This window comes from Bdellovibrio sp. 22V, assembly GCF_030169785.1.
Lineage (GTDB): Bacteria > Bdellovibrionota > Bdellovibrionia > Bdellovibrionales > Bdellovibrionaceae > Bdellovibrio.
In genome coordinates this window covers 2,424,373-2,438,235 of record NZ_CP125854.1, presented here as the reverse complement: position 1 = coordinate 2,438,235, position 13,863 = coordinate 2,424,373, and the positions used below count along the sequence as shown (strand labels likewise).

At 46.2% G+C, this 13,863-nt stretch carries 18 protein-coding genes; 14 read left to right on the top strand and 4 right to left on the bottom strand.

The window, feature by feature from the left end; genetic code table 11:
* The first annotated feature begins 49 nt into the window (after positions 1–49).
* The 9 genes from rpsP (at position 50) to QJS83_RS11730 (ending at position 4,686) form a co-directional block, all read left to right on the top strand.
* On the top strand, positions 50–298 hold the full coding sequence (gene rpsP, locus QJS83_RS11770; protein WP_284605064.1) for a 30S ribosomal protein S16: 249 nt from the start codon (positions 50–52) through the stop codon (positions 296–298).
* A gap of 70 nt (positions 299–368) precedes the next feature.
* Positions 369–608: a KH domain-containing protein gene (locus tag QJS83_RS11765; RefSeq protein ID WP_041875527.1), complete on the top strand. Its 240-nt coding sequence runs from the start codon at positions 369–371 to the stop codon at positions 606–608.
* A gap of 100 nt (positions 609–708) precedes the next feature.
* A complete protein-coding gene (gene rimM, locus QJS83_RS11760) occupies positions 709–1,224 on the top strand; it encodes a ribosome maturation factor RimM (protein ID WP_284605061.1) in 516 nt (171 codons plus the stop codon).
* Entirely contained in the window at positions 1,217–2,044 is an 828-nt protein-coding gene (gene trmD / locus QJS83_RS11755; RefSeq protein ID WP_284605060.1) for a tRNA (guanosine(37)-N1)-methyltransferase TrmD, read from the top strand. The genes rimM and trmD overlap by 8 nt, the downstream gene beginning before the upstream one ends.
* On the top strand, positions 2,037–2,618 hold the full coding sequence (locus QJS83_RS11750; RefSeq protein WP_284605059.1) for an RNA methyltransferase: 582 nt from the start codon (positions 2,037–2,039) through the stop codon (positions 2,616–2,618). The genes trmD and QJS83_RS11750 overlap by 8 nt, the downstream gene beginning before the upstream one ends.
* 48 nt (positions 2,619–2,666) lie before the next feature.
* The gene (rplS, locus tag QJS83_RS11745; RefSeq protein ID WP_284605057.1) at positions 2,667–3,038 is read left to right on the top strand and encodes a 50S ribosomal protein L19; all 372 of its coding nucleotides are present in this window, start codon (positions 2,667–2,669) and stop codon (positions 3,036–3,038) included.
* A gap of 229 nt (positions 3,039–3,267) precedes the next feature.
* Entirely contained in the window at positions 3,268–3,981 is a 714-nt protein-coding gene (locus QJS83_RS11740; protein WP_284605056.1) for a ribonuclease HII, read from the top strand.
* Positions 3,982–4,003: 22 nt separating this feature from the next.
* Positions 4,004–4,315: a YraN family protein gene (locus QJS83_RS11735; RefSeq protein WP_284608798.1), complete on the top strand. Its 312-nt coding sequence runs from the start codon at positions 4,004–4,006 to the stop codon at positions 4,313–4,315.
* A gap of 32 nt (positions 4,316–4,347) precedes the next feature.
* The gene (locus QJS83_RS11730; RefSeq protein ID WP_284605055.1) at positions 4,348–4,686 is read left to right on the top strand and encodes a hypothetical protein; all 339 of its coding nucleotides are present in this window, start codon (positions 4,348–4,350) and stop codon (positions 4,684–4,686) included.
* On the opposite strand, the gene QJS83_RS11725 is transcribed toward QJS83_RS11730, so the two are convergent.
* A complete protein-coding gene (locus QJS83_RS11725; protein ID WP_284605054.1) occupies positions 4,683–7,091 on the bottom strand; it encodes an LPS-assembly protein LptD in 2,409 nt (802 codons plus the stop codon). The two genes, QJS83_RS11730 and QJS83_RS11725, sit on opposite strands and share 4 nt — an antisense overlap.
* Positions 7,092–7,224: 133 nt before the next feature.
* On the opposite strand from QJS83_RS11725, the gene QJS83_RS11720 reads away from it, so the two are divergent.
* Complete coding sequence (locus tag QJS83_RS11720; protein ID WP_284605053.1) at positions 7,225–7,551, top strand: STAS domain-containing protein; 327 nt, start codon at positions 7,225–7,227, stop codon at positions 7,549–7,551.
* Here the strand turns inward: QJS83_RS11720 and QJS83_RS11715 are convergent.
* A complete protein-coding gene (locus QJS83_RS11715; protein WP_284605052.1) occupies positions 7,548–8,669 on the bottom strand; it encodes a coiled-coil domain-containing protein in 1,122 nt (373 codons plus the stop codon). The genes QJS83_RS11720 and QJS83_RS11715 overlap by 4 nt on opposite strands.
* A gap of 143 nt (positions 8,670–8,812) precedes the next feature.
* Here QJS83_RS11715 and QJS83_RS11710 point away from each other — a divergent pair, with 143 nt between their 5' ends.
* Positions 8,813–9,400 (top strand): hypothetical protein, encoded by a 588-nt coding sequence (locus QJS83_RS11710; RefSeq protein ID WP_284605050.1) that lies wholly within the window; start codon positions 8,813–8,815, stop codon positions 9,398–9,400.
* Positions 9,401–9,404: 4 nt separating this feature from the next.
* On the opposite strand, the gene QJS83_RS11705 is transcribed toward QJS83_RS11710, so the two are convergent.
* Positions 9,405–10,607, bottom strand: a complete 1,203-nt coding sequence (locus QJS83_RS11705) for a vitamin K epoxide reductase/DsbA family protein (protein ID WP_284605049.1) — start codon at positions 10,605–10,607, stop codon at positions 9,405–9,407.
* 129 nt (positions 10,608–10,736) lie between these two features.
* On the opposite strand from QJS83_RS11705, the gene QJS83_RS11700 reads away from it, so the two are divergent.
* Together QJS83_RS11700 and QJS83_RS11695 are read left to right on the top strand one after the other, a co-directional pair.
* Positions 10,737–12,314 carry a ChaN family lipoprotein gene (locus QJS83_RS11700; protein WP_284605048.1) on the top strand — a complete coding sequence of 526 codons (1,578 nt, stop codon included), beginning with the start codon at positions 10,737–10,739 and terminating at the stop codon, positions 12,312–12,314.
* On the top strand, positions 12,311–12,718 hold the full coding sequence (locus tag QJS83_RS11695; protein ID WP_284605047.1) for a DUF4339 domain-containing protein: 408 nt from the start codon (positions 12,311–12,313) through the stop codon (positions 12,716–12,718). Before QJS83_RS11700 ends, QJS83_RS11695 begins: the two co-directional genes overlap by 4 nt.
* Here QJS83_RS11695 and QJS83_RS11690 read toward each other — a convergent pair.
* Positions 12,711–12,983 (bottom strand): HU family DNA-binding protein, encoded by a 273-nt coding sequence (locus QJS83_RS11690; protein ID WP_284605045.1) that lies wholly within the window; start codon positions 12,981–12,983, stop codon positions 12,711–12,713. The genes QJS83_RS11695 and QJS83_RS11690 overlap by 8 nt on opposite strands.
* A gap of 126 nt (positions 12,984–13,109) precedes the next feature.
* Between QJS83_RS11690 and QJS83_RS11685 the strand changes: the two genes are divergently transcribed.
* Positions 13,110–13,811: a hypothetical protein gene (locus QJS83_RS11685; RefSeq protein WP_284605044.1), complete on the top strand. Its 702-nt coding sequence runs from the start codon at positions 13,110–13,112 to the stop codon at positions 13,809–13,811.
* Positions 13,812–13,863: the final 52 nt, after the last annotated feature.

Genomic DNA, 13,863 nt, shown 5'->3' with positions numbered 1-13,863 from the left:
ACACAGTACACACTTGGTCTTACTGTTTTTGATACATGAGGTTTAAAACATGGCAGTTGTAATTCGTTTGGCTCGTATGGGCGCTAAGCACGAACCTAAATACCGCATCACTGTTGCGGATTCTCGTCGTTATGTAACTGGAAAATTCCTTGATATTCTTGGAACTTACATCCCAACTCCAAAAGGTAACGATAAAAAAGTTGAGCTTGATCTTGCTAAAGTTGAAGAGTGGATCAAGAAGGGTGCTCAGCCTACTGATCGCGTAAAACACGTTATTAAATTGGCTCAAGCTAAATAGTGGTTGTGAACGAACCCGATTTCAGTAGAATATCGGGTAAGTGGTAAAGTACTATCTGTTGGGGGTAATTATGGATAGCTTGAAAGACCTCGTTGAATTCATGGCGAAGTCCCTTGTGGACAAACCTGAAAAAGTCGAAGTTGATGAAATCCCTGGTCAGCAAACTACTCTTCTTGCTTTGAAGGTTGATAAAGAAGACCTTGGAAAAGTTATTGGTAAGCAAGGAAAGACTGCTGCGGCTATGAGAACAATCATCCGCGCGGCTGGTACTAAGCTGAACAAGCGCTATCACTTAGATATCGTTGAATAGTGATTTTTTAAATAAGTCTCTAGGGAAGGGGTTGTCTGAAGAAGGCAGCCCCTTTTTAGTTTCAAGATTCTTTCTTGAAGGTCTAGGGTTGGAGTGAAGTATGAAATTAGTAGGAAAAGTTCGCGAAGCGCACGGTCTTAAAGGAGATCTTTACGTTATCATCCCTTCCGGTGATATCTCTTGGGCAAAGCGCATGAAAAGTTTTGCGTTGAAAGCGAAAGACGCGGAAGAACTGGAGACTTTTGAAGTGGAAAGAACGAAGCCTTTTAAAAAAGGTCTTATCGTTAAAGCCAAAGAAGTCACAGATCGCACAATGGCAGAGTCGTTGGAGCACATGGAGTTCCATATCGAAGACGACCTTTTGATTTCTAAGCCTGGCGAAACAATTTTTCTCTCGGAAATTAAGAATTTCAAATTGAAGGATCCCGAGCAAAAACTTTTGGGCGAGATCGTGGCGTTTTCTTCCAATGGTGTGCAAGATCTTTTGGTTGTTGAAGCCGGCGGGAAAAAAGTGGAAGTGCCTTTCGTGGACGCTTTCATCAAAAAAATCGATTTCAAACACCAGACTGTCATCATGGATTTGCCTGAAGGTCTTTTCGATCTAGAGAATGCTTAAGATTGATGTGATCACTCTTTTTCCTGAAATGATCGAGGGCGCCGTTTCGCACGGAGTTCTCGGGCAGGCATTAAAGAGTGATCTTCTTGTGGTGCAAGCGCACACACCTCGTGAGTTTGCATCAGATCGTCATCGCACAGTGGACGATCGTCCTTTCGGTGGCGGCGACGGCATGATCATGTTGCCTGAGACTCTCGAAAAAACAATTCAAAAGGTGCAACATAAGAATTCCAAGGTCCTTTATCTGTCTCCGCAAGGAAAAGTTCTGACAGACGAGAAAGCCCGTGCGCTTTCCAAGGAAGAGCATCTGGTTTTTATCTGCGGAAGATATGGCGGCATCGATCAGCGGATCATCAACTCGTTTGTTGATGAAGAGATTTCCGTCGGCGATTATGTATTGTCTGGCGGGGAGTTGGGGGCCTTGATTGTTATCGATGCTCTCGCGCGATTTATTCCGGGTGTGCTGGGGCACAATGAATCGGCGGATAAGGACAGTTTCTCTGCAGGCCTCTTGGAGCATCCGAATTTCACGAGACCTCGCGAGTATTTAGAGCAAGAAGTTCCTGAAATCCTTCTTAGCGGCAATCACAAACTTATCGAAGAGTGGAAGACGAAAGTGTCTGCTCTCGTGACGCTGAAAAAACGACCGGATTTATTTAAAGAATATCTTCAACAAGAGAATGAAAAGTATCAGGCTTTAAAAAAGAAAAAGACGGGGCCTCCGCTGAAAGAGCTCAAAGAGTTCTGGCTGAGCTTGGCTGAAAAAGACCGTCGTGTTTTGGGACTTGATGATTTGAGTGAGGAAGACTTCCATGAGTGAGACACCCTACGTACCTCGCCTGGCAATTGGACTGGTTCACCATCCCGTGCGCGATCGTTTGCAGAAAACGGTGGCGACTAACATCACGAACTTCGACATTCATGACATCGCCCGGGCGGCGACTGTGTTTGGAGTGGAAAAATATTACATTATCCATCCCATGCAAGAGCAGCTCATGTTTGTAGAGCGGGTTTTGGATCATTGGCGAACAGGGCAGGGATCGAAGTTCAATCCCATGCGAAAAACCGCTTTAGGCGTCGTTAAAACTGCCGAAAGTGTGGAGAGCGCTTTGGCGGACTGGGGTGCCCCGGATTGCCTTACGATCGCAACAACAGCCCGTACGGAATGGGCGCAAAGAAAGTTCAGCTTTGCAGAGTTGCGTCATGAAATGCATGTGGAAAAGAAGCCCGTTTTTATGCTATTTGGTACTGGTTTCGGTATGACAGAAGGCTTGATTAGGTCTTGCTCTGGAGTCTTAGAGAGTATTCGAGGGGCTCCCCCTAATGATTACCGCCATCTTTCTGTGAGATCGGCAGTAAGTATCTGTCTTGACCGCGTAATGGGTCCATGGTAGACCCTTGTTTTACTTTTTGTGAAAATTGACTGCTACAAGGATTAAGCAATGGCTAAAGAAACAAACCTCGTTCGTCGCGTTAGTGTTAAAGCTGCTAACAAAAACATTCAAACTTTCGACTCTGGTGATACTGTTAACGTATTCGTTAAAGTAAAAGAGGGTGAGAAAGAGCGCGTTCAGCTTTACAAAGGTATCGTAACTAAGATCCAAGGATCTGGTGCTGCGAAATCATTCACAGTTCGTAAAATCTCTGCAGGCGTTGGCGTTGAAAGAACATTCCCGTTCTCAAGCCCAGCTCTTGATAAAGTTGAAGTAGTAACTACTGGTAAAGTACGTCGCTCTAAACTTTACTACCTTCGTGCATTGGAAGGTAAAGCTGCTAAGATCGAATCTGAATTGGTTAGCTCCAAAGCAGAATAGTTTCTCAAGCTTTCTGAATTTCACAGAAAAAACCACTGAAAAACCTAGGACCCAAAAGTCCTGGGTTTTTCATTTTGTACCTAACTCAACTCAATTTCTTTCAGTGTAGTTTTTCGCTTCAAACCCTCGCTCGAAGCGAAGCAAATCTCCGCGTTAAAAAGTATATTCAAGTGACCATGAACTGGCTCTATGTCTAATATGCACTCGAAAACTTTCGGGTGTGTTGGTAATGGTAGTAGTATCTAAAAAAATCTCTTCAAAGAAATCATCAGTAAAGAAATCCGCAGCGAAGAAGATCGTCTTAAAAAAGACAGCAAAAAAAGCGAAGAAGGTTGAGTACCCGAAAGTGGATTGGCGCACGTATTCTCCAATGCCTGTGATTGGTGTCGATGAAGTGGGACGAGGATGTCTTGCGGGACCGGTCTATGCAGCGGCAGTGATTTTTAAGTCTGAAGCGCTGGAAGACATTGTCACAGATTCAAAGTTGATCTCCGAAGCTCGTCGCGAAGAAATCGCGGAGCAAATTCTCAAAGAACATCAGGTCGGTATCGGTTTCGCAACAGTGGAAGAAATCGATGAGCTTAATATTCTCCAAGCTTCACTCTTGGCGATGAAAAGAGCTGTCGAGCAACTGGGTGTTCAAGGCGGTCACATTTTGATCGACGGCAATATGAAGATTCCGGGAATTGTAGGCTTTGAACAAACGACTTTGGTGAAAGGCGATTTGCGAGCAGCTCCGATCTCGGCGGCGTCTATTGTCGCGAAAGTCACGCGTGACCGTGTGATGAAAGAGTTAGGGGAGAAGTATCCTCACTATGGCTTCGAAGTTCACAAAGGCTACTCCACGGCCGTTCACATGCAAAGCATCGTCGAGCACGGGCCGTGTATCGTCCACCGCAAATCCTTCGCGGGCGTTAAAGAGTACGTTATCACCGAAGAGTGAGTATTGGGCCCATCAACGTGGTCTGGACTCGGAAGAAAGAGTTCTCCGATTTTATCAAAAAGCCGGTTACGAAGTTCTTGCGCAAAGAGTGAAAACACCTTTTGCGGAAGTGGATCTGCTTTTCAAATCTCCTGACGGAAATATTTTAATGGTTGAAGTGAAGACCGCAAATCTTGCGGAGTTTCACTTTTACCGGATATCGCAAAAACAGAAGAATCGTCTTTTCCGGGCGATGCAGTTTCTTGCATGTCAGTTCGAGGTGCTCGTGGAGATCCACTGGGCCTTTGTCACGAAAGAAGGCAAGGTCACAGTGATTGAAGACATCAGTGGTTGACCGGATGCCATGCATTCGGGGGACAATGATGTATGAAAAAGATTTTCTTCGTTCTTCTGAGTGTTCTTGCTTTCACACCACCTTCACATGCTCAAGGGCTTCAGGCTTTTTTAAAGTCTTGTGCTTGGGGAACTCTTGGCGGAGCCGCCGTCGGGGTTGCAAGCCTCGCGGTCGAAGATCAGCCGGGAGAGTCTTGGAATAATGTGGCTCGCGGAGCTTCCTTGGGACTCTACGCCGGGATTGCTTATGGTTTGTATCAAGCCAACAAAGAACCGAAAACCTATCAACAACCTGACTTTGCCGTATTCCCGAAAATGGATAACGGCAGCGTGGACGGCATCGAAGTTTCCGCAACGATTGTTAATTTCTAGAATCCGTAAGTGTCGAGAGCTTCTGGCGGCAACGCCGGTTTCGGCACGCCATCGAATGTAAACTCGAAATTAAGTTTCAAGTTCGTATCCCCGCCAGTGACTTGGTCTTGAATCAAAGTGATGATCAAGCAGTCTCCAGGTGGTTTGAATTGCGCGATATATGCCCACGATTTGATTTTATCTTCAGAGCCTGAAGCGGCCCAGTTCGCATCGTAAACGAGCTTTCCCATCAAGTTGATATGACGGGAAATGAAACCCGCCGAAAACGTATAGTCTTCCGTGCGGTTGTCTGTATCCACAGGCTGACCGGGAGTGATTTTATACTGACGAGTCAGTTGCACTTGCCCGAATTGGCCTTTTTCATTCATCACACGCACACGTGAAGAAATGTTCGTGACGTTCTGATAAGGATAATAATTTAAAATAGAATAAGTTTGAAAACGATCTAAGCGCACATCGAGTGTCGCATTGATGTCGGACCAAGGCTCGCGTCCGCTCGAGCCTTCTTGAGTGGCGTCGTACGACTGGGCAAGTTTTAAATAACCGATCTGACGATATTCCGGGCGATCTCCAACCCAGCGTTTTTCGGTGACTTTGTTGATAAGACCGACGGTCACAAGATTGCGATCGTAAACGCGGTCGTTGTAATCAAATTGCACGCGATAATCACTGGCGACGTCGCCGTCATTGATGCTGTCACGTGAAGAGTAGGGAGCATCGTCGACATTGCCAGGGCCGAAGAAAGGGTGATTTGCTTGCTCAATCCAAGGAATGTTGGTGTACGACACCTCAGGAATGATTTCGTGTTTGTAGCGGGTGGCTTTGGAACTGACGAGGTCTCCGTACACGCGGCTGAAGTTCATGCGGCCCGCAAGTTCGGTGCGCAGATAACGGCGTACGTAGTTTTTCTCGTCACCAACGTTAAAATTATAATGGGTTTCGCGATAAGAAAGTTTCGGTAAAATATCCAAGCCATCTGACACCTTCACCGGATAGTAAAGAGCAGGGCGGAAATCGAGACGTTGTCCTGTGCGAATGATATCGGTGTCAGGGTCGTAGGTGCCGTCGTAAATGCGTTTACAGTTCGGGTCGTCTTCCCAGTTCGGGCTGTTGCAAGTATTTTTGATGTAACCGATGCGCTGACCATTGGGCAATGTCGTGTAGGTCATGTCATCATAAGCGATACCCGCACGCGCAAAATCCACATAGTTCAAATCAATGTTGTAAATGAAATTTGTGTTGCCGATATTTTTTTGTGCTTGAGCAAAACGCAATTCAGGCACGCGATGAACGGCATCGTCATTGCTCGCCAACGGGTTCGCATTCAAAAGATTTACGTAGTAAGAGGAATCCACGCTCCAATGCGTGTCTTTCGAATTCTGCGTGAAAGACATGCGGTTTTCCATCGCCGAGTCCCCGTGATTCAAAGTTTCAAGCGGGAAGTCCTTAGGATATTGCAAGTCGCTCGCAAGATTGATCTCGGCACGATGAACAAAGTCATTGGGCATTTCAAAGTAGTGATCGTACTTCACAAACCAACGATCAATGACCGTGTCTTTCTCGGATTCAGGACGGAAGGTATTAAGGCGGGAATCTTCGGCAAAAGAGTTGTCGTAGATCGTTCCTGTATTCAAAGTCCCGCTGGAGTTTTCATCCAAAACATAGCGGTATTCAAGAAGACCCTTGTTACCACGTTTCGCGTAATTTTTGAGGGTAAACGTGGCATCGGTGTTGCGGGAAATCGCCCAGAAGTAGGGTTGTGAAAGTGTGAAACCCCCTTTGTCAGAAGACTCGAAAGAGGGAGTTAAAAGACCCGATTGACGATCACTCTTCAAGGGAACGATCAGATAGGGAAACCAAAAAACGGGGATGTCGGCAAAACGCAAGACGGCGTTTTTGATATAAGCATAACCGCCTAATTCCGCGCGAACAGTCGTTCCTGAAAAACTCCAGCTTGGCGGACAGTTCGCACAGGCTGTGTAATCGGCGGAACTCACGATGTATTCGGACTCTCCCACTTTCTGTAAAAGAGATCCCGAGAACATGATCGAGCCGGATTGCACAAAGCCGTTGTAAATGACACCAGTGTTGTTTTCATAATCCAAGAACACTTGATCGCCGACAATGGTGTTTTTGGCATCCATGATTTCAACATTGCCGAAAAGTTCAACTTGGCGAGAACGCAAATGCACGCGGGCTTTGTCGGAACGAATGTGCTGTCCTTGGAAAACGATTTGCACGTTGCCTTCAAGTTCGGCCAGTTCTTTTTCGGAATCGCGGTACATACTGTCGGCATTGATCAAAATACCATGGATCTTCGCCGTGGGTTCGGCAGCCCATAGGGGAGTGCCTGCAAAAACAGACACGACTAAGAATAAAAACAAGAAGATCCAGCTCTGAAGCACCAAACTATTGTAGGGACCAGTTGGGCGTTTGTCGAGTTGGAAAAGTGTTTTTGCCTGGCCTCTTTTTGGACTCAAAATGTCACGAAATTCGGCCGTAAAGATCTATGCGTTTAACCAATTCGTGAGGTTCTACATGGAAGTCAAACTCGTGCTCGACGGTGATATCACTGTTGTGTCTTTGAGCGGTCGTATTGAAATTGAAAAAACACAGTCTTTCAAAAAAGCATGTCTGCAGAATTTTGCCCATAAAAAGGTCGTTTTCTGCATGAAAAACCTCCACTTTGTCGGTTCTTCGGGCATTCAGAATTTCTTTGGAGTTTTGAATGATTTGAATTCTAAAAACACATTCAACGCGAAAATCGCGGGTTTGAACCCGGATTTCCAGCGCCTATTCAGTTTTTCAGAGTGTTCGCACTTGGAAGTGCATGAAAGTATCGAAGGGGCTCTGCAAAGTTTCTAGAGCCCGTCCTGCTTACGAAGTTCATTGAGCTTCTGGCTGAGCTCAAGGTTGAGTCGCTCTAAAGCGGCTGTCGCGACCTTGAGCTTTTCGTGTTCCTCATTCTTCGCCGTCCACATATAACGAAGGCTCTCCAGTTGCTCTTGGAATTGGAAGTTTTCTTTTTCCAATTGTTTAATGCGCTCCTGGTCTTCGACAACGCGAATTTGCAAATCGGCGTGCTCAACGCCCAGTTTTTGATTCTGACGAGTTAGTTCAGACATGCGTTCTTGCTGGCGAGTGATTTCACCTTCAAGACGTTCTTTCATTTCCTCTTTGCTGCGGCGAAGTGTCACGATCTCGTTTTCAAGAGTGTCCTGGCGCTCCAAAGCGGAATGCAGCTTCAGAGTTTTTACTTCCAGGTCCTCTTGAATTCCGTGAAGCATTTGCAACTCACGGTTGAGGCTTTGGATTTGCTCTTCATAGAAGTGCACCATTTCTTGAGCCTTCTTTTCAGAAGCTTCGACTTGATAGCGCGAGTTTTTCGTCACTTCGATCACTTGATGGCGAAGGTCACGCAACTGTGCTTCCTTGTGGCTCAAAGAATTTTCAAACTCCTGCAGACGGATATCCTGGATGCGGGAGTATTCCTTCAGCTGAGAGATGTAGGGTTTGACCTGCGTTTTGATACGCTCATGGTATTTCACATGACGGGAAAGCTCCGAAGACATCGTCTGGATTTTCTCTTGCAACGCACGCAGTTTTTCAACATGGATTTCTTTGTCTTTTTCCAGTTGATCGACTTTTTGTCTCCACATCGCATCCTTTTCTTTCCAGACAAGGATTTGATCTGTCACAGAGGACTGAGAGAGGCGGGCTTTGTTCGATTCGTCGCTGAGCTTTTGATTTTCAGTTTCAAGAATAGAAAGGCGGCGCAACGCCACTTTAAGACGCGCCATCAAATCTTCGTTCTGGGAAATCAGGTTTTCTACAGTGGAAGATTTAAGAATCTCTTTGGGAAGATGACTGAAGTCATTACGACGTGGAAGCTCATCCGGCAGGGGAATGTTCCCTACGGCAGGTTGAGTATTTTCAAAGTCGAGATGTCCTAATACCGCTGTTTGAAATGATTCGGTTTCCATAGCCCTCCTCCATGAAGTCTAGGTCGCCCTATACCTCATATTCTCAGACCGAGACGAAAGTAGTCAAACTAACGGCTTAAGACTAGACTTTGGAATAGCGAAAAGAGCTTTATGATCTAAAAGAAAATTCCGAAAAGAACTTCATGTCAGTACCCGCAGTTAAGGAAGTCAACAACCCGGATGAGCTTAAGAAAAAGGAAGAGTCGGCCTTTTTCGACGTGGGCGTGGATCGTGCGGAACTAGGCAGACCGGATTCCTTGCGTTTTAATATTCTGACGTGGGTTCTGGATGAGCGCTACGATCGGGCGATCGAAGAACTTAAAGATTTCCTTGAAAAGCCTTCGGAATACCCTAATTTTCAATCCAAGATCACGCGCTACATTCACCATTCGGTGGATCTAATCTACGCGATTAAAGCAAAAAGAAGTTTCCCGGGTATCAACTCATTGACTCGTGCAAAGCAACAAGAATTGCGCGAGAAATTCAAAGAGCACTTTAGAGAACTTCAATATGTATTGAAAATTGTTGAGAAAATACAAGGCGATTTGCGCGTGCAAGACGTGCGCTCAACAATCTATGTTGTGCGCGCTCTATGGTTTTCGTTCCTGGCTATTATAATTTTAGCTTTTTGGATGGAAGTCGTTCATGGTCTCGCGAAGACGAGTGTCATCGTCTTCGACGATCTTTTTGGTAAAGCGGCCAATTGGTTGGCCAGCATTATCGGATTCTAAAGAATTACTTTAAAGTTTTATAGGCGCCTTCAAGAACGGGGATCAATTGTCCTCCGTTCAACCATTTGCCGTTAACAAAAACAGTGGGCGTCCCTTGAATCTTCGCCACTTCGCCTTCTTTTGCCATTTTGCGGATAAGCTCCAGAGTCTCTGGAGATTTCACGCAAGTCTTAAGGTCTTCAAGAGGAAGTCCCACGGATTTTGCGGCGTCTTCCAAGTTCTCATCTAAGTTTTGCATTTGGATGATCTGCATTTGGTTTTCAAAGAAGTAGTCGTGTGTAGCCCAGCCTTTTTTGTCCATTTTCTCAGCACACATAACCGCTGCGGCCAATCCGCAAGAGATGCCGTCGCCGCCACCACGCATAGCTTCGTTGCACGTTCCGTCAAGAGGGAATGGTTTGAAGATCAGTTTCACATCAGGATGACTTTTTGTGAAAGCGTGAAGGCTAGGGGCTGCGTGTTTACAGTGCGGGCAGCGGAAGTCAGCAAACTCCACAATCGTCATTTTTGGTTCGCCTGTGCCGGTTTGCAGAACCAGTCCTGCATTAGGATCAAACTCTTGAACCGGAGCGACTTGCCAGTAAGCCACGCGCTCTTTGGTGACTTTTTCGATTTCCGTCAGACCATGGCTTTCAAGGTACATAATATTTCCAAGGAAGGCCAAAGCTGGAATCGCCAAAAGAAATCCTGCCACCCATCTTTCGCTGACAAAGATGTCTTTGATGTCTTCTTTAAGATTGGAAACGGAGAGGTCTTCAGCCCCTTTCCAGATTCCGAAGAAGCCGATCAGAGAAAGAACGTACGCGGAAACGCAGAAAATGCAGATGTTGCTCATAGCGGTCAAGCTGATCGCGCCCATAACAACGGAAGCTAAAACTGTGACGGAAGAAAGCAAGAACGCGTAACGAGATGTCTTCGCAGGATCTTGAACAAGGTTAAAGCGAGTGACCAGCAAGAAGTAAAGAAGGATGAGGTTGGTTGCGGCTCCCCAAAGTGCGATAGGTACACCGAGGAATGCCGAAAACTTGCTGGCTGTCACAGCATCGCAATTCATCACTTCGCTGATGTTACAGACGGAGTCCCCTTCAGCGATACCGAACTTGATGCCGTAGTAGTGCTGCGTAAGATAAGTGTGGACTCCGATAGCTACCAAAGTCGCAATAATCGCAAGAAGAAGATAGTTGTTTTTGCTGGCTGTAGTTTTCATGTCCCCATTGAACTTAGATTCGTGTTTGAAATCAATCAAAATTATGTAAAAATCAAAAGGCTATCAAGGAAGACAGCTTTGAACGACCTACAAAAGTGGATAAGAATTCGGAAGGATCTTTACTTGCAAATGGAACGGCAAGTGCAGCATCGCCTTGGGGAAGACACTCCAGAGTTGATGCGTTATCGTAAGATCTACGAAAAAGAATTCTCGAAAAAATGGACCGCATCAACCAAAGAAGCTCTGTGGGAGCAAATCGAAAAATCCCAAGTTGTGATGGTGGGGGACTTTCACGCGCTCCATCAATCACAAAAAGCTCAGCTACGTATTTTACGGGGGCTGCCGCCGCAACGAAAAGTGATTTTGGCGGTCGAATTTTTTGAAGCCGCGGATCAGGAAAAGCTCAATAAATTTCTTTCCGGAAAAATGTCAGAGAGGGACTTTTTAAAAGCGGTTCAGTGGCAATCCAAGTGGGGCTTTCCATGGGAGCATTATCGTCCTCTATTGCGGTGGGCTCAGAAACATAAGATTTCCGTTCAAGGAATTAATAAAACCTACAAAAAAAGAAATGCAGCCACTTTGAAGTCCCGGGATGTCTTTGCCGGAAAACTGATTGCGGATCTGGTGAAGCAGAATCCAGAGCATCTGGTCTTTGTCATTTATGGAGACTTGCATTTAGCCGGGGCACATATACCGCAGGAGCTCGAAAATATTTTAGGGAAGTCCTTTGCCAAGAAGGTGCTTCGCATTTTTCAAAACTCCGAGAAGATTTATTTTCAGCTTTTAAATCGCGAGATGGAAGCCACCACGGATTTGGTGCGTTTGTCGCAGAATATTTTCTGTTTGATGAGTGTGCCGCCGTGGGTGAAGTGGCAAAACTATCTGATGTATCTTGAGCAGGCTTATGATCTCGAACTCGATGAAGACGACGAAGATGATGACGACACATTCTTAGATTACACCGATCATATTGGCCGCTACGTGAAAATTATCTCTGAAGAGTTAGGCACACCTGTTTCTATTGCGGGGCTTTCTGTTTATACGGCCAGAGACAGCGCTTTTTGGAGTCAGGTCCGGGAAAAATGCGATGCTAAAAAATTGCGTTGGATCGAGGCGATGATTGCGGAGCAGATGTCTTTTTACGTTCCCGAGGTCGGGGCAGCTTATCTGGCGCGAGCTTCGGTGAATCATGCGGCGTCCTTAGCGATGCGCTACGTGCATGCCCAAGTCAGCGGCACGAAAGAGCTGCACTCTGAAATGCCGGGGGACTTTCTGCGTTTGATTTGGATGGAAGGGGTCGCGTACTTCGGCTCTAAGATCATTAATCACAAAAGAAAAGCAGACACGATTGCGGATATCAAAGCGACTTTGGCGGCGCGCGGTCCGCAGACGGGAAAAGAAGCCCTGCAGTTGGCGCTTGCGCAAAAGATGCATGAGCTTATGGTGATTACCGGCGTGGCGAAACACCGGTTGCAGGCTTTGCCACGAAAAAAATGGAGTTACCTTGTGGCGGCTCAACTCCTTGGCGGAATGATTGGGGAGCGATTGTATTTTGGATATCGCAAAAAAATGATCTCTCCAAAAACGATTCTTACGTTTCTTAAAAAAACGGTGGATAATGAAAACTTCAATGTCACTTATTACGATATTTTGGAAGTGATCGAATCCTTGCCGGCGCCATTTCACAGCAAGAAAGAGAAGTTATGAAAAAGATCTCTTGGTATTACAATGAGAACCTCAAACCGCAAGGTCCACTGACTTTGGAAGAAATGCGTGCGCGCATTCATAGCGGCAAAATAGGTTTGTTCGATCTTATCAGCAGCGATGCCACCGGAGAGTGGAAGGCGGCCTGCGAGTGGCCCGAGTTTGAACGCTCTCTTTTTCCGGCTATTCAAGGTTTTATTCCGGGCGCGGAAATTCTTGAAGATGAAAAAGAATGGGTTTTGTTAGTGCCCAGTGAGAATGGCAAAACGTCTTTGCAAGAAGGGCCATTTTCCATTCGCGAACTGAAGGCTTCCTTAGCGGCAGGCACTGTCTCGGGAAATCAATATATCTGGAAAACAGGGTTGAGCGGCTGGTGCCGGCTTTTAGATCGCCCCGAGTTTAATTAAGAGCGTCTTTAAGATCTTTACCTGGTTTAAAGCGGGGGACATAAGCGCTGGGGATTTTCACCGTTTCGCCCGTTTTAGGATTGCGTCCCTGGCGAGGTTTGCGCGCGCTGCGGGAGAATGTGCCAAAGCCGACCAATTTCACTTCGTCGCCTTTTTTCAGGGCTTCTTGAATCACCTTCAAAGTTGCATCCAAAATAAGTTCTGATTGTGATTTTGTGGACTTGGTTTTTTCCGCAACGAGTTCAACGAGCTGAGCTTTGTTCATGAGGTACTTGTCCCTTCACTCAAAGGATCTCAAGCTAATTTTGCCGTTTAAAATGGTCAAGATATTTGCGTTGTCGGAGTCCAGGATGTGATGCAGTATTGTAGACAAACATCGAGGAGGTTTCCGGTGTCCGCTTTACTGGCAGTTCTTTTTCCTGTTTTCGCGTTTGCACAAAATATAACTTCTGGAACGCTTTACGATCTTAAGTCCAATCAGACGAAAAAACTCTATACGGTCCATATCGCGATTCAGCCTGCCGAGGATGGAGTTCATACTGAAGCGACTTATAAGGATCTCAACGGCGCGATGGTGGTGCAGGAAAAGGGCGTCCTTAAAGGAGCGCAAGTCCTACGCTATGAAGTGAATCGCCCTCAGACGCAAGAAAAAGGCAGCTTCTCGGTGGTCGATGGCAAGATTCATTTTGAATACGAAGGTCCCGGTGGCAAAAAGAAATCGGCCGAAGAAAAAGTGAAAGGCACGGTTCTATCGACAGCAAACTTCAACGCTTTCGTGACGGAAAACTGGAATGATCTTTCGAGCGGAAAAGCTTTGGATGTTCGATTCGCCGTTTGGGATCGGCTGGAAACCGTAGGCTTTACTTTAGAAAAAAGAGGCGAGACGGAGCACAAAGGGGAAAAATGGATGGAGCTGCGTATGAAGCCGACAAGCTTTGTGATTGCGGCGTTGGTGGACCCTATTTATCTTTGGTACTCGACGGCGGATAAGAGACTCACAATGATGAAGGGTCGAGTTTCGCCAAAAATCATGAAAGACGGCAAGTGGAAAGACCTCGACGCTGAAGTGGTATATACCTACGGCCAGAATTAAAGTTTTTCCGGGGTCTCAAACTGAGACAGGTTCTTCGAGTCTCAATTTTTAT

What these genes read in the sequence shown, in the direction of transcription:
- rpsP (WP_284605064.1), top strand. Translation starts at nt 50, where the DNA reads ATGGCAGTTGTAATTCGTTTGGCTCGTATGGGCGCTAAGCACGAACCT.
- QJS83_RS11765 (WP_041875527.1), top strand. Translation starts at nt 369, where the DNA reads ATGGATAGCTTGAAAGACCTCGTTGAATTCATGGCGAAGTCCCTTGTG.
- rimM (WP_284605061.1), top strand. Translation starts at nt 709, where the DNA reads ATGAAATTAGTAGGAAAAGTTCGCGAAGCGCACGGTCTTAAAGGAGAT.
- trmD (WP_284605060.1), top strand. Translation starts at nt 1,217, where the DNA reads ATGCTTAAGATTGATGTGATCACTCTTTTTCCTGAAATGATCGAGGGC.
- QJS83_RS11750 (WP_284605059.1), top strand. Translation starts at nt 2,037, where the DNA reads ATGAGTGAGACACCCTACGTACCTCGCCTGGCAATTGGACTGGTTCAC.
- rplS (WP_284605057.1), top strand. Translation starts at nt 2,667, where the DNA reads ATGGCTAAAGAAACAAACCTCGTTCGTCGCGTTAGTGTTAAAGCTGCT.
- QJS83_RS11740 (WP_284605056.1), top strand. Translation starts at nt 3,268, where the DNA reads ATGGTAGTAGTATCTAAAAAAATCTCTTCAAAGAAATCATCAGTAAAG.
- QJS83_RS11730 (WP_284605055.1), top strand. Translation starts at nt 4,348, where the DNA reads ATGAAAAAGATTTTCTTCGTTCTTCTGAGTGTTCTTGCTTTCACACCA.
- QJS83_RS11720 (WP_284605053.1), top strand. Translation starts at nt 7,225, where the DNA reads ATGGAAGTCAAACTCGTGCTCGACGGTGATATCACTGTTGTGTCTTTG.
- QJS83_RS11715 (WP_284605052.1), bottom strand. Translation starts at nt 8,669, where the DNA reads ATGGAAACCGAATCATTTCAAACAGCGGTATTAGGACATCTCGACTTT.
- QJS83_RS11710 (WP_284605050.1), top strand. Translation starts at nt 8,813, where the DNA reads ATGTCAGTACCCGCAGTTAAGGAAGTCAACAACCCGGATGAGCTTAAG.
- QJS83_RS11705 (WP_284605049.1), bottom strand. Translation starts at nt 10,607, where the DNA reads ATGAAAACTACAGCCAGCAAAAACAACTATCTTCTTCTTGCGATTATT.
- QJS83_RS11700 (WP_284605048.1), top strand. Translation starts at nt 10,737, where the DNA reads ATGGAACGGCAAGTGCAGCATCGCCTTGGGGAAGACACTCCAGAGTTG.
- QJS83_RS11695 (WP_284605047.1), top strand. Translation starts at nt 12,311, where the DNA reads ATGAAAAAGATCTCTTGGTATTACAATGAGAACCTCAAACCGCAAGGT.
- QJS83_RS11690 (WP_284605045.1), bottom strand. Translation starts at nt 12,983, where the DNA reads ATGAACAAAGCTCAGCTCGTTGAACTCGTTGCGGAAAAAACCAAGTCC.